The organism is Rothia sp. HMSC062F03, from assembly GCF_001836905.1.
Taxonomy (GTDB): domain Bacteria; phylum Actinomycetota; class Actinomycetes; order Actinomycetales; family Micrococcaceae; genus Rothia; species Rothia mucilaginosa_A.
In genome coordinates, this window is sequence record NZ_KV830892.1 from 18,965 (window position 1) to 44,459 (window position 25,495).

General features: G+C 60.7%; 13 protein-coding genes. 3 read left to right on the forward strand and 10 right to left on the reverse strand.

Translation table 11 applies throughout. The features are described 5' to 3' along the window. Positions 1-113: 113 nt before the first annotated feature. Positions 114-3,455, reverse strand: coding sequence for an isoleucine--tRNA ligase (gene ileS, locus HMPREF2674_RS06660; RefSeq protein WP_070825207.1), 3,342 nt, complete (start codon positions 3,453-3,455; stop codon positions 114-116). 1,470 nt (positions 3,456-4,925) lie between these two features. Here ileS and HMPREF2674_RS06665 point away from each other — a divergent pair. Continuing rightward, entirely contained in the window at positions 4,926-5,537 is a 612-nt protein-coding gene (locus HMPREF2674_RS06665; RefSeq protein ID WP_246826192.1) for a DUF6318 family protein, read from the forward strand. Between the two features lie 280 nt (positions 5,538-5,817). Beyond that, positions 5,818-6,687, forward strand: coding sequence for a DUF6318 family protein (locus HMPREF2674_RS06670; RefSeq protein WP_070825209.1), 870 nt, complete (start codon positions 5,818-5,820; stop codon positions 6,685-6,687). Between the two features lie 351 nt (positions 6,688-7,038). Here HMPREF2674_RS06670 and cobA read toward each other — a convergent pair whose 3' ends face one another. Together cobA and nirB are read right to left on the reverse strand one after the other, a co-directional pair. Next, entirely contained in the window at positions 7,039-7,950 is a 912-nt protein-coding gene (gene cobA / locus HMPREF2674_RS06675) for a uroporphyrinogen-III C-methyltransferase (protein ID WP_070825211.1), read from the reverse strand. Between the two features lies 1 nt (position 7,951). Further along, a complete protein-coding gene (gene nirB, locus HMPREF2674_RS06680; protein WP_070825213.1) occupies positions 7,952-10,621 on the reverse strand; it encodes a nitrite reductase large subunit NirB in 2,670 nt (889 codons plus the stop codon). A gap of 591 nt (positions 10,622-11,212) precedes the next feature. Here nirB and nirD point away from each other — a divergent pair. Continuing rightward, positions 11,213-11,539 carry a nitrite reductase small subunit NirD gene (gene nirD / locus HMPREF2674_RS06685; protein WP_049344185.1) on the forward strand — a complete coding sequence of 109 codons (327 nt, stop codon included), beginning with the start codon at positions 11,213-11,215 and terminating at the stop codon, positions 11,537-11,539. 95 nt (positions 11,540-11,634) lie between these two features. On the opposite strand, the gene HMPREF2674_RS06690 is transcribed toward nirD, so the two are convergent. The 7 genes from HMPREF2674_RS06690 to HMPREF2674_RS06720 all read right to left on the reverse strand — a co-directional run bounded on the left by HMPREF2674_RS06690 (position 11,635) and on the right by HMPREF2674_RS06720 (position 25,203). Further along, positions 11,635-12,366 (reverse strand): sirohydrochlorin chelatase, encoded by a 732-nt coding sequence (locus tag HMPREF2674_RS06690; protein WP_210400126.1) that lies wholly within the window; start codon positions 12,364-12,366, stop codon positions 11,635-11,637. Positions 12,367-12,449: 83 nt separating this feature from the next. Then, the gene (locus HMPREF2674_RS06695) at positions 12,450-15,191 is read right to left on the reverse strand and encodes an HtaA domain-containing protein (protein WP_070825216.1); all 2,742 of its coding nucleotides are present in this window, start codon (positions 15,189-15,191) and stop codon (positions 12,450-12,452) included. Between the two features lie 178 nt (positions 15,192-15,369). Beyond that, complete coding sequence (locus tag HMPREF2674_RS06700) at positions 15,370-16,980, reverse strand: enoyl-CoA hydratase (RefSeq protein WP_141761814.1); 1,611 nt, start codon at positions 16,978-16,980, stop codon at positions 15,370-15,372. A gap of 363 nt (positions 16,981-17,343) precedes the next feature. Beyond that, on the reverse strand, positions 17,344-18,870 hold the full coding sequence (locus tag HMPREF2674_RS06705) for a hypothetical protein (RefSeq protein ID WP_084824445.1): 1,527 nt from the start codon (positions 18,868-18,870) through the stop codon (positions 17,344-17,346). 775 nt (positions 18,871-19,645) lie between these two features. Further along, positions 19,646-21,445, reverse strand: a complete 1,800-nt coding sequence (locus HMPREF2674_RS06710) for a hypothetical protein (protein WP_070825220.1) — start codon at positions 21,443-21,445, stop codon at positions 19,646-19,648. Positions 21,446-21,746: 301 nt separating this feature from the next. After that, the gene (locus HMPREF2674_RS06715) at positions 21,747-23,687 is read right to left on the reverse strand and encodes a prolipoprotein diacylglyceryl transferase (protein ID WP_049344196.1); all 1,941 of its coding nucleotides are present in this window, start codon (positions 23,685-23,687) and stop codon (positions 21,747-21,749) included. Between the two features lie 508 nt (positions 23,688-24,195). Continuing rightward, positions 24,196-25,203, reverse strand: coding sequence for an NADP-dependent oxidoreductase (locus HMPREF2674_RS06720; protein WP_070825222.1), 1,008 nt, complete (start codon positions 25,201-25,203; stop codon positions 24,196-24,198). Between the last annotated feature and the right edge of the window lie 292 nt (positions 25,204-25,495).

Here is a 25,495-nt window from a genome sequence, read left to right on the forward strand (position 1 = left end):
CTCCTCACTGGGATAGCCGGTTGCGGCACCGGCCGAGTCCCCGCCGTGCGGCGGGATAGACGACGGGCCGCCCCGCCCGTGAAGGGGCGGGACGGCCGTACGGTTCAGGCGTATTAGGCCTTAGCCACGCTGATGGACAGCTCGGGGCCCTCGGTCAGCTGCAGGGACACGGCGAGGGTTTCGCCGGTCACCAGTGCCTCGTTGGCGCGCAGGGCTGCCAGGGTCTCCTCGGGTGCCGCGATGCTCAGGTTGATGCGGTCCGCCACGTTCAGGTCGGCGTCCTTACGTGCCTGCTGAATAGCGCGGATGGTGTCGCGGGCGATACCCTCGGCAACCAGCTCGTCGGTCAGCTCGATGTTGAGGACCAGGAAGCCACCGGGCAGAACCGCAGCCGCGGTGTGCTCGGCGCCCTCGGCGTCGGCATCGACCACGGTCACCAGCTCGTACTCGCCCTCTTCCAGGGCCAGACCGCCGTCCAGAGCCTTCACGCCGACCAGGACGGTACCGTCCTCGGTCACGGTCCAGTCACCGGACTTGGAGGCCTTGATGGCCACCTGCACCTGCTTGCCCAGACGCGGGCCAGCGGCGCGAGCGTTCACCTTCAGCTGCTGGGAGATGCCGTAGTCAGCCGGGTCGACGGTGTCGGCGCTGACCAGGGTCACCTCGCGCAGGTTCAGCTCGTCCTCGACGATGGTCGCGAAGTACTCCGCACCCTTCTCACCGAAAGCGGTGCCCAGGGCGGCAAACTGCTCGGGTGCGATCGCCACGGTCATCTTCTGCAGCGGCTGGCGCACGCGAATCTTCTTTTCCTTGCGCAGTGCCGAACCGGCGGAGCAGACCTCACGCACGGTCTGCATGAGAGCCAGCAGGTCCGACTCGTCGGCGAAAGCGGATGCCTCGGGCCAGTCAGCCAGGTGCACGGAGCGTTCACCGGTGAGGCCGCGGTAGATTTCCTCGCTGCTGAGCGGCAGCAGGGATGCGGCAACCTTCGACACGGTTACCAGCGCGGTGTAGAGGGTGTCGAACGCGTCGGTGTCCTCGTTAAAGAAGCGCTCGCGGGAGCGACGCACGTACCAGTTGGTCAGCGCGTCGGCGTACTGGCGCAGGTACTCGCAGGCGTTCCAGATGTCGTAGGAGTCCATCGCCGCGGTGACCTGCTCAATCATTTCGCGGGTCTTGCCGAGGATGAAGCGGTCCATCACGTGCTGCGAGTCGTACTTGAGCTTGGCGCTGTAGCCTTCGCCGTTGTTGGCGGCGTTAGCGTACAGGGCGAAGAAGTGGTAGACGTTCCACAGCGGCAGCATGACCTGGCGAACACCCTCGCGGATGCCCTGCTCGGTCACGATCAGGTTGCCGCCGCGCAGAATCGGCGAGGACATCAGGAACCAGCGCATCGCGTCGGAGCCGTCGCGGTCGAGGACCTCGGAGACGTCCGGGTAGTTGCGCAGCGACTTGGACATCTTCTGGCCGTCTGAGCCGAGCACGATGCCGTGGCTGATGACGTTCTTGAACGCGGGGCGGTCGAAGAGCGCGGTGGCCAGCACGTGCAGCACGTAGAACCAGCCGCGGGTCTGGCCGATGTACTCGACGATGAAGTCTGCCGGGTAGTGGTTCTCGAACCATTCCTGGTTCTCGAAGGGGTAGTGCACCTGTGCGTAGGGCATGGAGCCGGAGTCGAACCAGACGTCGAGCACGTCTTCCACGCGGCGCATGGTGGACTTGCCGGTCGGGTCGTCCGGGTTCGGGCGGGTCAGCTCGTCGATGTACGGGCGGTGCAGGTCGGGTTCGCCGTCCTTGTTCAGGGGCAGGCGGCCGAAGTCTGCCTTGAGCTCTTCGAGGGAGCCGTACACGTCGATGCGCGGGTAGTTCGGGTCGTCCGAAACCCACACGGGGATCGGGGAGCCCCAGAAGCGGTTACGGGAGATGGACCAGTCGCGTGCGTTCTCAACCCACTTGCCGAACTGGCCGTACTTCACGTTTTCCGGGATCCAGTTGATCTGCTTGTTCAGCTCGTACATGCGGTCCTTGAAGTCGGTGACCTTCACGTACCAGGAGGTGATTGCGCGGTAGATGAGCGGGGTGCGGCAGCGCCAGCAGTGCGGGTAGGAGTGCACGTAGGACTTCTCGCGAATCAGCACGTCGTCTGCCTTGAGGGCGTTGATGATGGTGCGGTTCGCATCGAACGCCTGCACGCCCGCGATTTCTGCCAGGGCGGTCGAGCCGGATGCGGTGGGCTCGGCGAAGAGGTGCAGGAACTTTGCGCCTTCGTCGAGGGAGAGGATCACGGGGATGCCGTAGCCTTCACAGACCTTCTGGTCGTCTTCACCGTAGGCGGGTGCCTGGTGGACGATACCGGTACCGTCGGTGGTGGAGACGTAGTCAGCGACCAGGATCTGCCAGGAGGTTTCGGTGCCCCACTTTTCGGTGTCTGCGAAGTAGTCCCACAGCGGGGTGTAGCGCACGTGCTCGAGCTGGGAGCCGGTGTAACGTGCGGTGACGGCTGCGGCGGCATCCTCGGCGGGGTTGTCGCCTTCGTAGCCGAGGTCCTTGGCGTAGGAGCCGAGCAGGTCGGTGGCGAGCAGGAAGGAGCGACCCTCGAACTTGCCTGCGCCGGGTACGACGGAGTATTCGATCTCGGGTCCGACGGCGAGCGCCTGGTTGGTGGGCAGGGTCCAGGGGGTGGTGGTCCAGGCGATTGCCTCGACGCCCTCGAGCTCTGCGGCGACCTTCTCGTCAGCGCCGAGGGCGGTGTCTGCGGTGAGGCGGAATGCGACGGTGACGGTCTGGTCCTGGCGGTCCTTGTACACGTCGTCGTCCATGCGCAGCTCGTGGTTGGAGAGGGGGGTCTCGTCCTTCCAGCAGTAGGGCAGCACGCGGAAGCCCTGGTAGGTCAGGCCCTTGTCGTAGAGGCGCTTGAACGCCCAGATGACGGACTCCATGTACTCGACGTTCAGGGTCTTGTAGTCGTTTTCGAAGTCGACCCAGCGTGCCTGGCGGGTGACATACTTTTCCCACTCGTTGGTGTACTTGAGCACGGATGCGCGGGCAGCGTCGTTGAAGTTGTCGATGCCCATTTCGAGGATTTCGCGCTTGTCGGTCATGCCGAGCTGCTTCATTGCCTCGAGTTCTGCGGGCAGGCCGTGGGTGTCCCAGCCGAAGCGGCGTTCTACCTTGTGGCCGCGCTGGGTCTGGTAGCGTGCGACGAGGTCCTTGGCGTAGCCGGTGAGCAGGTGGCCGTAGTGGGGCAGGCCGTTGGCGAAGGGAGGGCCGTCGTAGAAGACGAACTCGTTCTCGCCGTTTTTACCGGCGGGGCGGTTCGCGATGGATGCGGCGAAGGTATTGTCCTTCTTCCAGTAGTCGAGGACCGCTTCTTCGAGTGCGGGGAACTTGGGCGATGCGGTGACGCCGCTTCCTGCGGCTTCGAAGGCACTCGCCTTGGGATATACGTTAGACATTGGGTGCGCCCTTATCTTGTTGTTCTCATCGTTGAGGCAACGGGCGCGGTACGCGGGTGCGTGCACTCGTCGCCTCTCAGCCGGTGAGGGTTGACATGACGGGTGCAAGGACGCCTGGGCATCACTAGACTGCCGGGCTGTGCCGGGGCTTAGGATGCGGCGCGGTACCACCTTGCTTACTGAGTTAACCAGCTCAACGCACCGAACCCTTCCGGGGCTGCGTGGCGTCGCGTGTCCGCGATGCCTAGCCACCGGAAGAGCGGCGCGTTGGGCGGGTATCAGTCGCTTATTACAGCTATATCGGGCTTAACCGTCCGGTTCTACTGGGACTACATCTCTTCCGCTAAGACGCCCTCGCCGCAGCGATTGACGGGCGCCCGCAGGTGCGGTCCGTTCTTCCGAATTGCTCGCCGGTGATGGCCGGGTCGTTGCAAACACTAATAGTTTATGTGGCTTTTGGTTCCGAATGCAACCCCGATCGGTGTGGGTTTGAACGCCTTCACTCCCCTACTGTCCCCACGGGGTCCGGGGAATAGACGGGTCACTCTTCCGCGAGTTTCCGAGCCCCGAGGGTCCTTAATAGACCCCCGCGCGCCGCGTACTCGGGTGTGTCACCCAATGTATGTTTTTGCATCGACGCATTGTGGCTTTAAGTTGGTTTTGAATTTTGGCATCGAATTTTTGAAAGCACCTTTCGGGTGACCACAAGATATTGGGTTGAGAAGAAGACTCGTCCACTAGATATTCATCCCGCGAATTTTTTCGCCCCTCCACCCCCGGTGTGGGAACTAATTCTTGCGACCCGCGGGGTGATGTATAGCGAGTGAATAGAGTGCATATTCGGGGATTGCGGAGCGATTTCCCTTGGCTAATTAGCCCGTTTTCTTCGCCCATTCGATAGATTCCAGACCCCCCGAGGGAGAGTTGCGCGTCCCACTCACCCTGTCTCATTGCCAGAAATTTAGTCACTCCCCCAGAGGCTCCAGGTCTTAAATGTGATATAAATCATGTTTTCCAATGCGCTTCGCACCCACCTGTCACCTCCCCTACTCCCGTCATCGTGATGCAATCTCGGCACCTTGGAATCGACTACCGCCATCTGGATTCAAAATTCCCCCAGGGATTACCAAGGCTCAATTTCATGCATTTTGAACTCAATTAATATAAAATAATCCATATATGCATCAATGATGATTCTAGGGCTTCTGTCATGAGGAACCCGTCAAAGCTGACGGTTCCAGACCTGCACGAGCTGGATTAGTGCAAACCGTAACGGCGCACATCCCGCGGTTTCATCGTTGATTCATGCGTGCGCTCCGTCCCAACGGCAGAGCACGCCCAAGGCACCTTCCGGCCTTCCGGTTACGCAGCCGGGTTTGTCCCGCGCGAACCACGACTATCACGAATACGACCACGCCCCCACCCCGGGTGCCCCGAGCCCACCTCGGGATAGATTCAAGGAGTTCACCGATGTTCTCACCCTCTTCGAGCGCCCATTCCAACACCTTGAAGTTGACCGGCCAGTACACCGGCGAGTATCAGCCGGCCACTTCATCCGCCCCGGCGCAGAACGTGCCCAAGCCCCTCAAGACTGTTCCCCACCGTGACGAACCGACTTTCGAGGGTGCCTACGAGACGTTGCGTGCGTACTATAGCGCCCTCATCACCACGCTTAAGGATGGACGCTACGCGTCTCAGGCGGTGGAGCTGATCCATCCAGAAGATCGAAGTGCAATCGCTGAGATTAACGCGGTCAAGGAACTCTACGAGCAGAAGGGCTGGTACATGGAGTTCACCTGTAGCATTTCGATGCAGAAGACGGAGCCGGTGGGCGCGGTGAAGGACGGCGACGGGTACGTGCTGATTCATGTTGATGCCGAGTACTCAGCCACCGCCGTTCACCAGCCCGACGGCACCGAGCGAAAGGTCCCGGCCATCGCCCAGACTTCCACGCCACACGTCATGCTCTTCGCCGAGGGTAAGTGGTGGAGGATTAGCGTCCCCTACATGAACGAGCGTCTAGGAACCGGTTCGGATTCTTCCGGCAGCTCCGGCGATTCTCACGGACCCGCCGGTGTCTAGGGCCGCTTGATTCCGGGTGATTCTCATCGGGTAGGTTCAGCATCTGTTCCTCCCCGAGTTCGGGTTAGCGTGCACTTAAAGATAACGTTCAGGGTTTTTTGACGGACCTTTCAAACGGGTCACTTATAGTCGAACCCGGATGCTCCCCCGCGTTCCTCGCACCGAGGTTTTGGGGCCGAGCATCCGGGTATATCCGTACCACGCACCATACGACAGGACCCCCGCAATACCGGCGTACACACAAACGCCGCACCACGCGGGCCTACATCAGGAGGCCACGATGTCTTTCCTCAATCAAGCACCCAGCCGACGCAATATCCTTCTGGGCGGTATTGGCCTTGCCGCTCTTGCCCTGGCCGGATGCGCCAAGGATGTCCGTCCGCTTGCCGACGGGTCGGCTTCCCCCACTGACTCGCCCAGCGGTTCTCCCAGCACCTCTCCCAGCTCTTCCGACAGCGCGTCCGCTTCGGCTTCTTCCAGCGCCTCGGGCAGCACCCGAATCATCCCCGAGGATGAATACCTCAAGGATAGTGACAAGTACCTCGGTCCCCTGAAGTACGAGTACAAGGAGCTGTCGAACAAGTACGTCGAGGCCACCGATACCTCCCCCGCGAAGAACGTCCCCACCCCGGTCATCGATCAGACGGCGCGGCGCACCAACACCCTCGAGGGCGCCTACAAGACCCTGTGCGCCTATCAGAGTTCTTACGTCTACCTCATGCGTACCGGCACGATTGAGTACGCTATCAACCTCATGAACAAGGACGACACCAAGCTCAGCGCCGAGCTTCTCAACGTCCACACCCTGTATTCCAAGGGCGGTTGGGTCAAGGGCTACGAGAACAAGATGAGTATTCTCTCGGAGTACAGGACGCGCGCTTACGCCTCGACTGAGCTGAGCGCGGTGTCCTTCCCCTGCGAAGACTGGGCGAGCGATTTTACGACCTATCAGAACGGCTCGAGCCAGGTTCAGGAGGCAAGTACGATTCAGGTTCCCGTGATTCTGGTCTTTGACCAGGGTAAGTGGAACGTGACCAGCGCGGAATTCTTCAGGTCTGAATACAGCGAACGCTTCAAGAAGATTTTCGCTGGTTCCGGTGGTTCCTCTTCGAGTTCCTCCGGTGGCTCATATTCCGGTACCGGAGTCTAGACCGAGCTGGCCGATTTGCTTCCACGCTATGAGGGCGGGGCGGGTATCAATTCAACTGATACCCGCCCCGCCCTTCGTCTGGACCTTTAGCCTGTGCCTTCCGTCTGCGCTGGTGACGATTGTGACGCAACCAATTGCACGGCCAATTATGCCGAGCGAACGGAAGCCCGTGTTAAGCCCCCCCCCAGTCCGGCAGCCGGCCCACGCGCGCGTTCCGAACATGACGATAGCCCCGCATCCCTGGCAACTAGGAAAACCAGGGACGCGGGGCTATGTCTTGATGCCTCACGCTCCTCCCCCGCGGCGGGCATCGCACCGGGAGTACAAACGGAGCATGAACACAGCGGAACGTTACGAGGCGGCACGCTCGCGCAGACGCTCGTGAACCTCGCTCACGAAACGGTTCTGATCATCGCGGGCGTAGTACACGACCTCGCCAATCACGGTGATGGCGGGCGGCTTCACTCGGGCACAATCGGCCTTCGCATTCTCCAGGGTTGTCACGGTAACCCGCTCGTTCTCGGAGAACCCGTTTTCGATGGTCGCCAACGGCATCTCGCCCTCAATCCCACGAGAGAGCAGAGACGCCACCGTATCGGGCAGGGTGCGCACGCCCATCAGCAACACCACGGTGCCGGAGGCACGCAGAGTTGCCTCGACCGCAGCCAGGTCATCCTCGGAAAGACCCGAATGGCCGGATACCACGGTGAAGATCGAGGACACGCGGCGCAGGGTCACCGGGATACCCGCACGTCCGGGAACGGCGATAGCGCTGGTGATACCGGGGATCACCTCGGCCTCCAGGCCCGCCGCAATGCACGCATCCAGCTCTTCGGCGCCGCGACCGTACACGTACGGGTCGCCGCCCTTCAGACGCACCACGGTCTTACCCGAAAGCGCGTAGTCAATCATGAGCTGCTGGATGCGGGACTGCGGAACAGCGTGCTTACCGGGCACCTTGCCCACATCGACGATGAGGGCGTTGGGGGCGTACTCGCCGTACTCCTGCGGGGCGAGGTGATCCAGCAGGACCACGTCCGCCTCACCCAGAGCACGCACAGCGCGCAGGGTCAGCAGGTCGACGGCGCCGGGGCCGCCACCGATAATGTAGACCTTGCCGGGGTGCTCGGCGCGCTCACCGGGCAGGGCGATACCGCGCTCGGTCACGCTGTCATCCAGGCTGTGACCGGGCGCCCCGCCCGCGAGCACCTCGTCAATCGTGGCGAACTCGCGGGGCGGGAACGGCGGAATCTTCGGGCCCATACTAGGCTGCCGGAACCGGGTTGAGGTCACTGGGCTTGCCCACGGGAATCTTGGTACCGGTCACCAGAACGGTGTTGGACTCGCCAGCCTTGACCGCCGCAATCTCCTCGGGGGTTGCGGGGCGAATCTGCTCGCGCTCCAGCACGAACAGGTGCGATGCCTCGTCGCTGCCGTTGGGCTCGTTGATGAAGGCGCGGAAGCGGCGCAGACGACGCTCGTCCTTCAGGGTTGCGGCCCACTCGTCCTCGTAGGAATCCACGTGACGCTGCATGTCGCGCTCGAGGTCCTCGCACACGCCCAGGGAGTCCTCGATGAGGACGGACTGCAGGTGTGCCAGACCGTCGCCGTGCTCCTCGTCCAGGTCCTCAAGCCAGCGAGCGGTACGCTGCAGCTTGTCCGCGGTACGGATGTAGTACATCAGGTAGCGGTCGATGTAGCGCACGACGTCCTCGCTGGAAGCGTCCTTGACGAAGAGGCGGCCGTGGGCGGGGGTTGCGCCACCGTTACCACCCAGGTACAGGTTCCAGCCGTTGCTGGTTGCAATCAGACCGACGTCCTTGCCCTGAGCCTCGGCACACTCGCGGTTACAACCGGAGACACCGAACTTGAACTTGTGCGGGGAGCGCAGGCCGCGGTAGCGGTTCTCCAGGTGGACTGCCATACCGACGGAGTCCTGAACGCCGAAGCGGCACCAGCTCGAGCCCAGGCAGGACTTCACGTTACGCAGGGACTTACCGTAGGCCTGACCGGATTCGAAGCCAGCGTCGACCAGGCGTTCCCAGATGTAGGGCAGCTGCTCGAGGCGGGCACCGTACATACCGATACGCTGTGCACCGGTGATCTTGGTGTACAGGCCGAACTCCTCGGCAACCTCGGCGATGACGGCCAGCTTCTTGGCGGGAATCTCGCCGGCGGGAATACGCGGGACGACGGAGTAAGTGCCGTCCTTCTGCATGTTTGCCAGTGCGCGGTCGTTGGTCTCCTGCAGACCACCGCGGCCGGAGTCCAGCACGTAGGAGTTGCGGAAGGAGGAGAGGATCGATGCAACGGTCGGCTTACAGATGGCACAGCCGTCGCCGCCGTGACCGAAGCGAGCAAGCACGGAGTCGAAGTCGTCCAGGTTGGTCAGACGCACGGCCTCGGCCAGCTCCGCACGGGAGAAGTCGAAGTGCTCACACAGGGCCTTGGAGACGGTCAGGCCCATCTTCTTCATCTGCTGCTCGAGGGTCTTCTGCAGCATGGGCACGCAGGAACCACACTGGGTACCGGCGGTGGTGCAGGCCTTCAGGGATGCCACGTCGTGGTTACCGTCAACGATGGCCTCACGCACGGTGCCGAAGCTGATGTTGTTGCAGGAACACAGGATTGCGTCGTCGGGCAGTTCGGTGTCGGGGATGCCGTCGCCGCCGCCAGCTGCGGTCAGGTAGACGTTCGGCTCGGCGGGCAGCTCGCGACCCAGCAGGGGCTTCAGGGAGTCGAAGGGGGCGGTGTCACCGACGAACACGCCACCCAGCAGGGTCTTGGCGTCGCCGCTGGTCACGATCTTCTGGTACATGCCGCGAGCGGGGTCAGCGAACAGAACCTCGAGGCAGCCCTCGGTGGTACCGCGGCGGTCACCGAAGCCCGCCACCTGAACGCCGGAGAACTTCAGCTTGGTGGCGATGTCGAATTCCTCGACCTTTGCCTCTTCGTTGTCGTTGAGCAGGTTGGCTGCCACTGCGTCGGCCATAGCGTTAGCCGGTGCAACCAGACCCCAGGTGCGGCCCAGCACGCAAGCAACCTCACCGATAGCCCAGATGTGCTCGTCGGCGGTGTGGCAGGCGTCGTTGACGACGATACCGCCGCGCTCGCCAATGTGCATGTCGGCGGCGCGAGCCAGCTCGTCATTGGGGCGAATACCGGCACCGAAGACCACCATGTCGGCGGGCAGGGTGCGGATGTTTGCGTCCTCGGAGGGAGAGTCTGCGATGGAGACGGAGACGACGTTACCGTCGGCATCCTTGTTGATACCGGAGATGAACACGCCGGTCTCAATGTCAATGCCGGTTGCCTTAATCTGGGCGTTCACGGCGTAACCGCCGCCCTGGTCCACCTCGACGGAGAGCAGCCAGGGAGCCACGTCCAGAATGGTGGGCTCCGCGCCGAGTTCCTTCAGGCCCTCAGCAGCCTCGAGACCGAGCAGACCACCACCGACAACGATGCCGCGGGGTGCGCGGCCCAGGGTGGACTGCAGGCGGTTGACCTCGGAAACCATGTTCTTCACATCATCGACGGTGCGGAAGACGTGTGCTGCGTCCGAGTTGAGAATAGGGATGCGAACCGCGCGGGAACCGGTTGCAAAAATCAGAACGTCGTAGGGGTACTCGTTACCCTCGGTGTCGGTGACGACGCGGCGGTTACGGTCCAGCTTCTCGGCATGGCAGTTGTTGACCAGGTTGATGTTCTCAGCGTTCCACAGCTCCGGATCGCCGAGGGTCAGATCCTTCTCGGGGTCCTTGAAGAGCTGCTCAATGGCAACGCGGTCGTAAGGGGTGTAGGGCTCATCGTTCAGCACGGTGATGGTGTCTGCGGCACGACCGGCTGCCTCTGCACCCTCGTGGTATGCGCGAACAAAACGCCATGCGGCGGGTCCTGCACCGACAACGAGAATGTTGCGGGGGGTGTTCGACATAGATTTTCCTTTCCTAGTTTGCGATGCGATAGCTCTGCATCCTCGCCGTGGGCGGCGATTATGTCCCTGGGATTCGTTCCGTAACTTATTTGCGGCGCACATGCCGCAACACGGAAATCCCGGATTTGCCAAGATAAGGGGGTCGTACCGACGGAGCGCAAGGCCCCGCGAAACCTCTTATCTTCTGCAACTCCTGAAAATTACGAAACATTTTTATGTGGGATTATGTTGTTTTCTTCAGGTGCTCAAAAGCGATTCCGAGCTACGACTTTCATCGTACATGGTAGCGCAGGGTACGGATAGCCAAAATCAGCATTTTGTGAGAAAAAATTCTGAAAAACTTCCGCGGAATAACAGCCCAGATGAGGGCATACATACCCCCGGCAGCAGCGGATTTAGGTAAGGCTAATCTATAAAATTTAGGGTTATATTTTAGGGTGAAAATAACCTTTAGCTTTCTCGCGCGCCCCATTTCCCAATGTGGGTTTCATAGGGTAAACTCCAAACAAAGAACACGTGAATCGCAATTACGCCCAAACCGTAATTGAGCTCGCCCCCGCGCGACACACACCGTTTCGAAAGGAAAACCCCATGGCCGATAACTGGGTCCGCATCTGCGCCGAATCCGATCTTGAAGAGAACTGGGGCGAAGTCGCTCTGGTCGACAACCATCAGTACGCCATCTACAAGACCAAGCACGGCATCTACGCCAGCGATCACCTCGACCCGCACAGCCAGGCGCTCGTTCTGGCCCGCGGCATTATCGGCGAGAAGAACGGCCACTCCACCATCACCTCCCCCCTCTACAAAGAGGTCTACGACCTGACCAACGGTGAGTGCCTCTCGGACTCCTCCTACTCCCTCAACGTGTACCCCGTTGAGGTCCGCGACGGCGACGTCTACCTGCTGGCCGACTAATTCGGACGGCTCATAGACAATTCAAATTAACGAAAGGCCCCCGCTTCCTCAGAGGAAGCGGGGGCCTTTCGCGCGGAACGAGCCCAAATTAGTTCTTAGGCGGCAAGCGCCTCATCCATGCGATCGACAAAGCACTCTGCCACAACCCTGGCGGACGCAGGGTCCTGTGCGTTCACCAGCGGCGCGGCAACCTTCACCGGCAGGCCCGTCGAAGCGGCGTCACGGCGCATCTTACCGGCAAAGAAACCCTCCGCCAGCAGGTAGGTTGCGGCGAACTCCGGCTTATACTCGGCCACCACCTCGTGGAACTTCGGGTCAATGGAGGCAATGAAGCCGTGCTGAACCTGGGTTCCCAAGGCCTCGGAGAGCAACTCGGCGGCACGCTCCATATCGGCGCGGCCATCGGCGCGGGAGGAACCGGCGGCGCCCTGCACCACGACAGAACCGTTCTCGGGGGTCCAGCCAACCTCTTCAAGGCGGGTCCGAGCCAGGCGAGCCAGACGGGAATCGGGACCAAGAGACTCGGCGATTACGATACGTTCGATACCGCTCGCGCGGGCTGCCCGGCGCAGGTCCACCTGAGTATGGAACCCGGTGGAGAGCAGAATCGGGACAATAACGCAGGGCTCGTCCTTGGGCAGAGCCGCCGCAGCATCATCCACGCTGGGCGATTCGACATCAACATAAGCCTCGTGCACGCGGTATTCCACGCCGTCAGTACGCTGGTCCAGCAGGGAACGCACCTGTTCGCGAATCAGGGCGATGGCTTCACGGCCGGCAGCGGAGTCGGTACCGTGAGAGGTCGCGAGAACATTCAAAACAGTCATGCTCCCATTGTATGAAAGGAACACCCCGCTCCCCCACTCATGAACACGAGTGACGAAGCGGGGTGTTGCACGAAGGCTAAATTTTAGCTCTTGCGACGACGAGCCACGACCAGTGCGGTACCTGCAGCCAGGGTGATAGCGCCAGCTGCGGCGGCGAACATAGCGCCGGATGCGCCGGTCTGTGCCAGCTTCGAGGAGGAGCTACCGGAGGTCGAGGAACCACCCGCGGAAGAACCACCGTTAGAGGAACCGCCGTTGGAGCCGCTCACACCCAAGTTGTCGGAGGCACCGGAACCAGCATCAGAACCGCCGTTGGAGCCACCCTTGTGGCCGGCTGCGTTCTGGTCGGCAGTGCTGCTCTCAGAAGCGGAAGCGCTCGCGGATGCAGACTCGCTTGCGGAAGCGCTTGCAGACGCACTAGCCGATGCGGTCGCCGAAGCGCTGCTGGAGCTGCTTGCGGAGCTCGACGCGCTCGCAGACGCGCTCGAAGAAGCAGACGCACTAGCGGACGCCGTTGCAGACGCGCTCACCGAGGGGGTCACGGCGGGAACGCTCGGAACCGCGGTCGGGGAAACGCTCACCGATGCGCTCGGGGTTGCAGAAGGTGCTACAGAAGGTGCCACGGATGCGGTCGGCAGAGACGGCGAGGTGGGCTCCTCCGAAGGCACTGCGGTGGGCTCGGCGGTTGCGGAAGGCTCAGCGGTTGCGGAAGGCTCAGCGGTTGCGGAAGGCTCTGCGGTTGCCGAGGGCTCGACGGTCGGCTCAGCAGTTGCAGAGGGAACCTCGGTCGGTACAACAGTCGGCTCTGCAGGCTTGGTCGGCTCTGCAGTCGGTGCCACGGTGGGAGCAACGGTCGGCTCAGCAGGCTTAGTGGGCTCAGCGCTCGGCTCTGCAGTAGGAGCAACGGTCGGCTCGGGTGCCTTAGTCGGCTCAGCAGTCGGTGCCACGGTCGGAGCTACGGTGGGAGCAACGGTCGGCTCAGCAGACTTAGTGGGCTCGGGTGCCGGGGTCTGTTCCGGTGCCGAGTTCGCTGCCAGGCGGTTCAGCCACAGCTGATCCTCGTAGGTGTTCGGGTTCTCGAAGCTGGTCGGGTAGATAATATCGCCGTTGGGCAGTTCGAGAGCGTTGTAGCCGCCGCTCTTGTCGGTCTTGCGCATCGAGGAGAGAACCACCTCGTTCACCTTGTTCAGGGTCTCGTCCATGAACACCAGGCGGGAGCCGGATGCGTCCACCACAACCACGTTGCCCGCACGGGTCAGGAACATGGTGGCAACCTCGGTCTTCTCGAAGCCCTCAAGAGTTGCGGACTCGCGGACCACGCTGAAAGTGCCGTTCTCGTACTTGAGGATCTGCACCTTACCGCCGTACCAGTTGTTCCAACGGTAAATGTAGCCCTTGGGGCTGACCAGGGTCGAGGGCAGGGCGGTGTCGTAGCCTGCGGGTGAAGAGTTCGGCACCAGGGACACGCCGTTGCTGCTCATGTGCAGCAGGTGACCCTTCTGAACCGCCTTTTCGCCGGCCGCATCGTAGATGGAAGTCGACGGCGCGTACACGAAGCTGCCGTCGGGCAGCGGTGCGAGGGTCACGGTGTTGTTGGAGAACGAGTCGCCGTAGTACTCGTCGAGCGAGTATGCGTTCACAACCTGCGGGTCGATAGAGTCGGGCTTCGGCAGAGCCTGCGAGGTTGCCTTGCCGGATGCATCAATGATGGTCAGCTTGCCGCCGCCCTGGCCGTCAATGCTGACGATGCCCCAGGTGTTGTTGGCGGGGTTGTAGCCGATTGCCTTGACGGTGGTGGTGCCGAGGTCTGCGTCGGAGTAGGTGCCGGAGGAGACGAGCTTACCTTCGGCGGTTACGGTGTACAGCTCGGGCTTGTTGGTCTCACTGTTGATGACGAGCATGCGGTTGCCGTCAGCATCCACCGCGAAAACGCCCTTGTTGGCCTTCAGGACGCCGGTGTCGGTCATCATCAGGTTGGAGCTGGTCAGCACGGTGTAGGTGGTGTCGCCGCCGAAGCTCGGGGGTGCCACGTGCACGATGTGGTTCTGGCCCAGACGTGCGGTGTTCTGGGGCAGGTTCACGCCCGCGCCGGTGTTGTAAGACTCGGCGACGCTGTAGGCGCTCTTGGGGGTGTTAGCTGCGCTACCGTTGTAGGAGATGCTCAGCGGGTCGAGGCTAGCGCCTTCGTTGTAGAAGTCGGAGAAGGCGTGGTTACCGTCGGCGGTCAGGTTCGCGGAGATGCCGCTGATGCTGACCACGCCGTCCTTCTCGCTCTGCTTGGCGGTGCCGGTGCTCAGGGTCGCCATCTTGACTTCCATGGGGCCCTCGAACTTGCCGGAGGCGTAGTTCTTGGTGCGCACGGTCATGTAGAGGGAGCCGGTGCCGTCAGCGAGGTTCAGTTCCACGCGGGGGTTGGAGAATGTGAGGTTCAGGGCGCAACCGGTTTCGGGGTCCTGACCTTCGGCGCAGTGGCCGGTGAACCAGAGGCGACCGGCAGCCTGCAGGGTGACCTGCTTGCCGTCTTCAGAGACGGTGGTGGAGGTCGGGGTGAAGGTGAACTGCTTTGCGGTTGCGTCCCAGGCTGCGCCGTCGGTCATTTCGCGGGGCATACCGTTGTAGGACAGGAAGGAGGCGCGCACGCCCCAACCGAAGGACGCGCCTGCAGTTGCCTGGTCGCCTGCAGCGACGTTCTGTGCGGCAACGTTCTGTGCGGCGATATTAATGTTCTCGGCAAGAACGGGTGCCAGGGGCAGGGCGACAGCGCCAGCAACGGCGAGGGCGCAGGCTCCCTTGGAGAGGCGGGTGCCAGATGTGAAAATCTTCATTGGTGTGTATCCATACTATCGACACTGTTAGGACAGGCTTACTATATCGACAGTGTGTATATTTCTCAAGATATACACCAAATGAGCCGTTGTATGACAAAACATCTCACAGCACACCGACAGGGCAATACCCCCTCAACAGGCACCAGGGGCCATCACCACCCCAACCCCTACGCGACTAATCCTTCTTCGAAGCGTGCATACGTGACATACCCAAAGCACCCAGAACCATTCCACCACCAATGGCCAATAGTACGGCCAGTGCAGATGAGGAGGCCATCATGCCATGGGCCAAATCGGCTTCTGAGGCCTTCACCCCGTCACGGCCCTTCTGCTCGGAACGCACCTGCGAGGAGGAACCATCCAGCGTCGAAGACCGTCGCGATTGGGTAGCGGGCTCGGTTTCTGCGGGCGCACTCGTACGAGCGGTAGCCTGCTCGTCCTGTGCATCGCGTGTGCGGTAGCCTAGCGCAGATGAAGAAGAGGCAGCGGGGCGAGCAACGGCCTCCGTCCCCTCTTCGACAGAGATGGTGGGGTCCTTCCGGTCCCCGGCCAAGGCGGTTGCAGAACGTACGCCTCGGGTCTTCGTCTTATTCCCGTCAGTCACTTTCACGGCATTCTGTTCCTCACCGCTCGAGGCCGTTGAGGGGGCCGCAGAAGAGGTGCCAGCCACTGCTGAGGATGAAGAATCCGAGGAATCATCAGTGGAGGTGTCGCCGCTTTCACCCTGGGAATTTCCGGTGGCGCTACTCCCCCGAGAAACGGTGAAGCGCACCGTGCTGACCTGGACATCTCCACCGCTGGTGGCGTCTATTGCCACTACCAAGTAGGTGCGGCCGGTCTGCAGGGAGGCGCCGGGTACACCCAGCACCGCCTCAAAACTTCCGGAGGAGAGGTCCGAAGGGTTCACCCTCACAATAGCTAGGGCGTCACCCACCGTATGCCCATCACCGTCGAGCTCCATGAGCATCAGGTCATACCCGTTGTCATTCGTTGCAAAGTTCTTGCCGCGCACCGTAACGGGCTTTACCGAATCGCTCGAGTTAACCTGGGAGTTCTGGATTGTCAGGCGAGGACTGTCTCGGTGATTCTGCCTACTTGCCTGAGCCTCGATCTTTTCGGAGCTAATCAGCTGAATATGCTCCGGTTCCTTTGTGACGTTCGGGGACTGGGTCACCACCGGCTGAGGAGTGGGGGCTACGGTAGAAGGAATATGCGTGGGGCTGGGCTGCGGTGAGGGAGACTCCGGGGTGTCTTTATTCTCTACCGGTGTGGAGTCGGTCGCCGAGGGGCCCTTCGAGGACGCATCCTCACCGTGGGGCGGGGTAACTCCCGGCTGAGTAGAATACCGAGGATCGGAGGGAACCTCCACCAGGGTGTCGCGATCTCGCGTCAGAAAATCTACGCGCGTGATGCCGTAGGCCGCATCCGTCAGGGTGATGACGTAGAACGTTCCCCCAGCGGGCAAATCAAGCAGAAGCGCTACTTCCCCGGGGGAACCCCCTTCGGTCGGGGAGACAGAACGGTGGGTGCATTCCTCCGTCGAGGTGCACGAAGTAACTTCTACCAGCACGCTCTCGGCAGAGATTCCCTGAGGAAAACCCGACCAAACGAGCAGGGCAGCACCGTTCTCACGGTGAATGGTCAGGTTAATATCACCCTCGTTAGGGCCATCGAAGTCGACGTTCGATTCCCCCTCGCGACGTTGCGTTATGGGGTCGTCCGAGTCGCCTACTCCAGCGACATCGTGTAAAGAGGGCGTAGGGTCGGCAACAGTATCGGCGGCCATGGATGGGGCAAGCACCCCACTCTGCAGTCCCGCAGCAAGGGTCGCAACGGCAACTACACGGCGTTTTATAGATAATGTGCTCATGCAATGTGTCTTTTCGTGGTGTTTAACGAGGTGCTCCCATCCCCGATTATTCTTCCAATCCCACACGGGGTAATCGACCGAGCCCTGGACAGAGTATCTGTCCGGTGGCATCCACGCCATATGACCACTGAGATGTGGGGTCAGGGTAAGGAGGAGTCCACGTCTATATATCGGCTTCCTCAACCCTACCATGAACTCCGAGGTTTATTCACTCAAGGGTATTTTGACTCCCCTAAACGCTGTCTTTACGCTCGGGGAGTCAACAAGTCCCGTAGGTGTTTACCGGTGGAACACCCGAGACAGGGAGAAGGCATTCCTCCGAATGGCCATCCATACGGCGCCCGCCACCAGGCCCAATCCCACCAATCCTACGGTCCAGAAGGTCACCCTATAGTCGGAGGCTTCCTCCATAACGTGTTCCGAAGAGGACGCCGCTTTCACGCCTTCCTGCTGCCCCGCGGTCGACCCGGAGTGCACCTGAGAGATAGGGGCGTTAACCTCAGCGGAACGGGAATTACCCTCCGTCTGACGGGTGGGGGTTAGTCCCTTGGCGCCGTCGGTAGGGGTCACGGGCTGCACGGCAGATGCCGATCCGCTCTTTACGGAGGCGCCACCCTCCCCATTAGGCGTTGCGGTATCGGACCCCGCGGCGTATGCCGAGGTCAGGGGTGACTGCCCGGCGGATGCATTGGTCTGGGGCGCCATAGTGCGCGCTTGCGCCAGAGCCTGAAGCCCCTGCTGACGGCGCTCGGCACGCGCCTGACTCTCACGGGTTGCGGTGGAATCGGCCCCGCTAGAACGGGAAGCGTTCGAGCTACCGTCGGTTGCGTTAGAAGAAGCATGAGAGGAGGCGTTCGTAGAGTTGTCGCTCTTCGCGGTAGTGGACGTTGAAGTAGCGCCCGTTTCATCGCGGCGAGTGGCGGAGGATTCCGCGGTATCCTGCGATTTCCCGGCACTCACCTTAAACCGAACTGAGGCCACAGCGGTGTCGTTGTTCTGCTCATCGACGTACACCAGGTACGCGGTATAGACCGAATCGGTCTTGAGAAGCGACCCCGGAACGCCAACAGCCACCTCGAGTTCTCCTCCGGCGATGTGTGCAGCGTCCACGTGGGTGTACGAGACGGCATCGCCTCGGGGATTACCCTGCATATCGGTCTCAAGGACCATCAGGTCGTACCCGTTCTCTCGGGCGGGCAGGTTCTTTCCAACAACGGTCACGGGCTTCGTCTCTGCGTCAGAACGCAGCTCGGCGTAACGAACGTTCAGCGTTGGAGCGTTCAGGTTCGCGTTGTCTCGGGAGGTGGTCAGGCCTCCGGGTACCTCGCTCACGATCTGAGTGCCGCGCTCCAGACCGCCTGTTGCTTTCGGGGTGAGCGAAATCGAGGGCTGCGGATGACGGGCCTCTTCACGCGCTTTAGCCAGGATATTCTGCGTTTCGTCGTCAAGACGGATTCCCGACGAGTCACTGTCGACGCCCCCATCACCGGCAGGAACGATATGGGGAATAAGCGAACCGGCAGTAATTTTGAACTCCCCGTATCCCTCATCGAAGCTGTCCATGTCGAGGACGGAGATGGTGTAGTAGCCTTCCTTCGGCGTACTCGGTAGCGTGAGCGTCAGAAGGGTAGAGCCGTCCTGGGCTTTCACTGCGCTCAGCTGCTGGGGAGTATAGGTGACTACCTCTCCGGATGCTTTACCGGAGACGGTGTAGTACTGAACGGCCACGAGATAGTGGCTCGAATCACTGATGTACTTCTCTTCGTAGAGAGGTTGCAGATTGAGGGTTACCCGGTTCTGTTCCACAGAATGAATTAGAACCTCAAGCGTATCGAGTTCAATGTTGAAATCTTGCGAGGGACAATTCTGAGGATTCTCCGAATTGAGAATAGTAATAATACACTGCTGATCGACAGAAAAACCGGTTCCCTCCACCGCGGAAGCATTGGGTAACACAAACATACCCGTAGTCGCTAAAACGGAAAGCGTCAGGGCGCGGAAAGTTCGAGGTCGTTGAGTGATCATAATAGTGCCATTTCAATCGAAGCGGACGCACAACGCGCTGATAAGGAGTAGCTCACCACAAGCCCCTCTAATGCAATAATTATGCGTGCCGGTACATCGGTTACATCCCAGCCTAACACGAGTATTAAGATTTTAAATTCATTGCATTTGTGTGCTTATTGTTAGGCAGTATATGCACCTCAGAGTAAAACACTGTATGGCCACCCCATAAAACATCGTTATCGAAAAATGCGAATGTTTAGAGGGAGGGCCGAACACCCCGCAAACAATTATTTCAATCGCCGTAAAAGCCCAGGTGCACGACATATAGTGTCCAATCCAAGCCCTGAACACAGGCCGCTCACGGTGTTATAACGCATAAACGTTCGCGCCGGGGGCCCGCAAATCCACCTCCTATAAACAATCAAAATCATTTACATGCCGTACAAGATTTGACAAAAATCCATTGCATAATGCGACACACATCTCACATAATGCAAAGAGGCCCCGCGGTCGGTAATGCTACGCATCACCACCACGGGGCGCCTTTCGAGGTAAATTCTCTGCTCTCCCGCGCCTATGCGTTCGCATCCATCGTCTCAGTTGCCACCGCTTCAGCAGAGGCCTCCGCCCGACGACGATACCGGTTCACCACCACGGCGCTACCCACGAAGACAACCGAACCGGCCAGCGCAATTCCCAGCGGCACGGTACCCTCCGGCAGGGGTACATCTTCCGAAGCGCTTGCCTCCAGTTTCTGAGAATCGGAACCACCGCGAGCTTTCGTGCTTCGCGTATAGAACCCCTCGGAGCTCAGGCGAGAACCTTCCCGTGTGGCAGGGGCAACGCTCTCAGTGCTTCCCGCTGAGGTCTGATACCCCATCAGATTCACGATGGTGCGTCCGCCAATAAAGGCTACGTATCCCGACATGACCGGGGTGACGTTTGATGCGGTAACGGAGTTACTCGTGACCGCATGAGCCTGCGGGGTTGCCCGCGCAGCCGAGGCATGGGCATGAGCGACATGATTCAGAGCAACATCTGTCGAAGGAATATGGGGAACGGTTTCCCCAGCGATTCCTCGAGCCGACGAAGATTCAACCGCAGAGGGTGAAGCATCACTCGGTGAGGAGATATCTGCCGGCAGCTGCTCACTCGAAGAATGAACCACAGTGCGCCTGGGCTGATTGTTGGCGTCTGCAGTTGAATCCGCCGAGCTGGCGCGCTGAATAATGCTCACGCTGAAGGCAGAGGTTGCCACGAGCCTCAGCTCATCGGGAGACTCTCCCCCCACCGCCACCACCCGGTACCGCTTACCGCCAACGAGTGAGGTTCCGGGGACCTTCAAATCAGCCGAGAACGCGCCGTCCCTGACCTGCCCGGGGCTCACGTGGGTCGTGGCCAGGGGTGCGCCGACGGCTCCCCCGTCGGCAGGCATCTCGAAGACCATGACGTCATAGCCCAGGGAGCTCTCCCCCACGTTCTTGACGCGCGTGCGAATCGTCTGAAGATCGCTTGAGCCTCGCAGCTCCGCGGTGGAAATCTCAAGAATGGCTTCGCGGGTTTCCGCGGGGACCTGATTCGAGGAGCGGTTATGCACCAGGATACGGTCCCCCTCGGGCTTGGGCGTATCAGAAACGTCGGTGGTAGATTCGGAACTACGGGGCTCCCCCACATCACCGGGTTTCTCAGATGCAGTAGCGGAGGGGGTCGGCGAGGCGCTCTCCGAGGTAACCGGAGCCGGGGCCGGAGCGGCCGTGGGCTGCGGACGCTCCTCTCGCTCATCCTTCGAAGGCTCGGGATGGGGCACGGGGCTCACCGCATCGATGGGTGCACGCTGCACACCCGGGGTATCGGGGAAGAAAAGATTCTGACGTGAGGCGAGAAGACCCTCAACGCTCTCGCCGTATTCGGGGCTCAGCTCAACGAAAGAGGAGTTGCCGGTCTGAAGGTCGGTAACCTCCACCATGTAGGCCTGTTCAATATTTAGGCGCTGATGAATACTCACATCGAGATAGCCGTCATCATTCTTTGACACGGTCAGCTGCGAGGCGGGGACCACCATCGAGGCAACTTCCAGACCCTCCATAGTAACTGCCACCAGGCGCACCTGCACGTGGTCAAGAGACTTCACCCCGCCCAGACCAATCAGGATGTAATCCTCACTCTGGCCTAGCAAATCCATGATGAAAACATCAACGTTCGTAGCGTGGGGTTCAGGGGTGTTCGCAGAGGGAGTCGCACCACGCGGCTGTGCATGGGCGGACGATACGAAGGAAGCGGGGGCCAAGGTTGCAGGGGCCAGCGCACCTCCCAGCCCGAGGGCTGCAGATGCTACGAGGGCCGCGCCGCGAGCAGTTCGCTGCGTGGTAAACATGGTCACCTTTTTCGTGAGTGAGTAAGTGAGCGATAGGTTGTGCAATCCCCCACGCTCAGAAGTTCGGAAGTGAGAGCGGGGAGGCGGCCTCTCTTATCGGTGACCATGTGCGTTTCAGAACGCGTTTTGCTCCGCGAGGGCGGAGCATAGAGAGAGTGGCAGTACCGCCGGTCAATGCACTCTAAATTATAGGTATAACCTTAGAAAAAGTTAAAGACGAGGGGACGCCTCTTTTGTTACAAAGAAGCATCCCCTCGTCTTATCTCACGTTATGGCTTGTGAGAGGGTATTTATCAGCATTTTAGGAGCGGGAAGTGAGTTGCACATCACGGCGGCCACGGCGGGTCAGGAAGGCACCCGCAACCAGAGAGAGCGACCCCACCGCGCTAATCGTCAGTATCCCGGAGGCGCCCGTTACAGCCAGCTGCTCACGCTCACCCTTGGAGGCCGAAGCCGTAGCCTTCTGAGGCTTCTGGCCGGCACGGTCGGTAGCGCCGCCGGTAGCACCCTCGGTAACCGGAGCAGATTTGGGCGAAGCCGACTCATAGGATACAGGAGCCTCGGATGCGACAGCCACAGGAGCGGACTCCTTCGACTCTTCGGCCGGTGCCGGGGCGCTATCGGAGGGAGTAACCGAGGGCTTCTCCTCCGTCGGCTTTTCAGCAACAGAGTCACCGTAGCTCGGCTCCTCAGTTGCCGGCGCTTCGGTCTGCTCGGCAGGCAGCGAGTCGGAAGGACGCGAAGCATCCACGCCGTCACGCTCCACTGTGAAGCCGCCGGTCACGATCTGCACGGTTCCTCGGGAATCCTCGTAGACTGCGCTTACACGGTAGGTCGTACCCGGCTTCAGGGCGTTGCCCGGCACCTGAAGCTGCGCGGAGAAGGAACCATCCTCCACACGAGCGTCCCCGGAGGCAATGGCCTCACCGGCGGTTCGGCCGTTAGAATCCAGCGCGTACACCTGCAGGGCCACGGGACCGGAACCTTCGAGACCTTCACCGGTGAAAGTGAGCGTCTTTTCCGAGTCATTCTCGGGGACTGCGGTCTCTTCCACGCGCAGGCGAGCGCCCACGGCCACGGATGAATGATTCGTCGATTCGGCTGACTCCTGCTCCTCCGCGCGATCTGCCGAGGCGTCGCGCACCCGGTCGAACTGAGTGTTACGCGGCAGGTCGTAGTGGCGTCGAGGGTCGGTTTCCGGGAGCACGGGGTCCTGTTCCTCAGCGGGAACAATGGAAGCCTCAGAAGCTTCCGGCTCGGAGGTCGCGGGGCGAGGGGCCGCCGGGGTCTCTTCCGCCTGCGCTTCAACCTCTTCGTCGGCAGGCTCCGCGACTGCAGTCTCAGCAACGCTCCAGCCATTGGTGAAGGGAATCTCGACACTCTGAGCTGCTAGGCCTCGGGAAGCTGAAGGGGCAATTTCAACGTTCAGCACGTAGCGCAGATCGGGATGCACATCTTGCAGAACGGCTAGGCGCGCACCGGGTACCTCGATGCCGTCCAGAAGCGTGCCGTTGACAACATCGGCTCGTGCCGGGGAGGCAGCTAGTACGTGGCGATTGCCCTGCTCATCAACGGCGTAAATCGAGGTCATGATCTCGAAGGCCTGCGCATCGCCCAGGCCGGTGGCCTTGTAGACGATCAGGTTCTGCTCCTGCGGAATTTCCAACTGACCCGACAGTATCTGGGCATTGAGTGGCTCATCCTGAGTATCCGCAGGCTGCACCTCCAGGGGCGTCCATGAATTGTAGGAGGTGTCTTCGACGGAATAGCCGAGATCGGGGTTGACGACGGCGGTTGCCACCACGTACTGCTGGTTGGGGTCGAGGATTCCCGCAGGCAGGGTGAGCTGGGTGCTAAAGCTACCCTCGTGCACATCGGAGACGGGGACGAGGGTCATGGTCACCGCACGGGCACGGCTCAGGGCAGCCAGGGGGTACTTGCGGTACTCACTGACGTACACGGCGATGCCATGCTTCTCAACGTCCTCGCCCAGAAAACCACTACCGCTAACGGTGATGCTCTGGGAACGCGCGGGGTTGATGGCAGCACCCTGTTCGACCTGCACCGAGGGGCGCACATCGCGGTCAGAATGCTGGGCACGGTTCTGCTGAACGTTAGAGGAGGAAAGGCCGCCCGCATTGTGCACTGGAATCGCGGCCTGGGCCGCACCGGTGCCGGCGGTCAGAACGGAGGCCGCAATGGCGGCCGTTGCTCGGGTCTTTGAGTGAGCGGGATCGGGCATGAAACACACCTTTTCTGTGAGTGTGAACGATACCCTTTACGCGACAACGACGCCTCAATTCCCGGCGGGAAGATGTACGGTTGGTTCCTTCGCGAGGTTGGTAACCTTGCGATAGGGGTCTCCTCGGCATGGGCGATGGGTTCCGAGAGGTAAAACTCTCAATCTCCATCTGAGGTGGAAGTCCGCGCGAGGGGAATCGCTCTATTTATCGGTAGTTCCACACTATCAATAGAAAAAGCCTCTTGAGGCCCAATACGCTTTACGAGCCAACTATTTTTTTATGCAATGAACCACAAAACGGGTTTTTTACCCAAATCTCCCCCACTAATCATCCGCAAAACATATCGACTAGGTAAAATACCTCAACTCTCCCTTCAAGGTGAGGGTTTGAAGCGAACGTAAATAGGTAGACTCTGCAGTGCTATATGTGCACATTTATGCACATATAGTTATTTTCTTTCGGGTGTAAGGTTTTTGAGGTCTCGCATCAATCAGTAGCGCCAATCCCCTATTCACCGGCGATGCGAATGACTCTCTTGCCACGCGTGTGACCGGCCTGCAAATCGCGGTAGGCCGCACGGACATCCTCAATCGTGAACCCGTACACGCGATCCAAGCGAATTGACACCTTCCCATCGGCGACCAGCTCGGCTAGGGTCTCGAAGTCCCCGTGTTCCGAATGGCGGGGGCCCGTAAACTGTGCTCCCCTAATCATGACCTTGGGCGAGGGAACGAGGGTTCCAATGTCCTTGCCCTTCAACCCCAGCGAAAAGGCTAGGGTCACGTAGTCGCCACCGTAGCAGTCCAGGAACTTTGTCACGCGACCCTCGGCCGCCTTGAGCACTCGTTCCCCCACGCCCTCGCCATAAGCAACCGGCACGGCCCCCAACGACCTGATAAACTCGGCATTCGCGGCCCCTGCAATGCCAATGACGCGTGCACCGCGAGCCACGGCATACTGCACGGCGACGGACCCAATTCCGCCCGAAGCCGCGGAGATGACCACCGTATCGCCCTCACCCACGCCAATATGGCGGAAGGCGCCTCCCACGGTCAGGGCCGCGACACCCATTGCGGCCGCGTGCTCAAAATCAATGGAGGCGGGCTTAGGCGCAATGTCGCCGATGTTCACACAAATTTCCGTGGCCAGAGATCCCCGTTTGGTGCCCAGGCCGGGGGCACTGACGATGGTTCCGAAGACATCGTCGCCCACGCGATAGCCCGATACGCCGGGCCCCACCTCGAGCACCGTGCCGGAGAAATCACGCCCCACTCCGCGAGGGAACTGCGATTTCTTTGATTCAAACCAGCGGCGGGGGTTCCTGATTTTCATGGCGCGCGAGAGCATCTTGAGCTGCGGAGAGCCCTCAAAAATCTTATAGTCCACGGGGTTCAGGCCGACCGCACGCACCGCAATCTTTACCTGCCCCGCTTCGGGGCTCTCCCCCGGTACGCTCACGAGCTTCAGATTCTCCACGGGCCCAAAGCGGTCGTACTGCACTGCCTGCACGCTCATCGTTTCTCATTCCCCTCTTCCCGATTCGGGAGGTATTCTGCAACCTAACGGCAAATTCTTCGACAGGGTTATCCGGGCCCCTCGAAATTCGAGGCTTTCACTTCCGGGACGCTCGGAACCGATAAACCCCCACCCCCGCGAGCGCGGGAACCCTGTCATGAACAAATCGACACCGGTCTGTCCGTCCATTGCGGCTGCAACGTTCCGTGGAGCGCCGCATCTCGTGCGCCCTCACTATTCTGAACACACAGAAACGTCCTCGCGGTATCCCGAGATTATTTTAATCCCGAGG

What these genes read in the sequence shown, in the direction of transcription:
- ileS (WP_070825207.1), bottom strand. Translation starts at nt 3,455, where the DNA reads ATGTCTAACGTATATCCCAAGGCGAGTGCCTTCGAAGCCGCAGGAAGC.
- HMPREF2674_RS06665 (WP_246826192.1), top strand. Translation starts at nt 4,926, where the DNA reads ATGTTCTCACCCTCTTCGAGCGCCCATTCCAACACCTTGAAGTTGACC.
- HMPREF2674_RS06670 (WP_070825209.1), top strand. Translation starts at nt 5,818, where the DNA reads ATGTCTTTCCTCAATCAAGCACCCAGCCGACGCAATATCCTTCTGGGC.
- cobA (WP_070825211.1), bottom strand. Translation starts at nt 7,950, where the DNA reads ATGGGCCCGAAGATTCCGCCGTTCCCGCCCCGCGAGTTCGCCACGATT.
- nirB (WP_070825213.1), bottom strand. Translation starts at nt 10,621, where the DNA reads ATGTCGAACACCCCCCGCAACATTCTCGTTGTCGGTGCAGGACCCGCC.
- nirD (WP_049344185.1), top strand. Translation starts at nt 11,213, where the DNA reads ATGGCCGATAACTGGGTCCGCATCTGCGCCGAATCCGATCTTGAAGAG.
- HMPREF2674_RS06690 (WP_210400126.1), bottom strand. Translation starts at nt 12,366, where the DNA reads ATGACTGTTTTGAATGTTCTCGCGACCTCTCACGGTACCGACTCCGCT.
- HMPREF2674_RS06695 (WP_070825216.1), bottom strand. Translation starts at nt 15,191, where the DNA reads ATGAAGATTTTCACATCTGGCACCCGCCTCTCCAAGGGAGCCTGCGCC.
- HMPREF2674_RS06700 (WP_141761814.1), bottom strand. Translation starts at nt 16,980, where the DNA reads ATGGCCGCCGATACTGTTGCCGACCCTACGCCCTCTTTACACGATGTC.
- HMPREF2674_RS06710 (WP_070825220.1), bottom strand. Translation starts at nt 21,445, where the DNA reads ATGTTTACCACGCAGCGAACTGCTCGCGGCGCGGCCCTCGTAGCATCT.
- HMPREF2674_RS06715 (WP_049344196.1), bottom strand. Translation starts at nt 23,687, where the DNA reads ATGCCCGATCCCGCTCACTCAAAGACCCGAGCAACGGCCGCCATTGCG.
- HMPREF2674_RS06720 (WP_070825222.1), bottom strand. Translation starts at nt 25,203, where the DNA reads ATGAGCGTGCAGGCAGTGCAGTACGACCGCTTTGGGCCCGTGGAGAAT.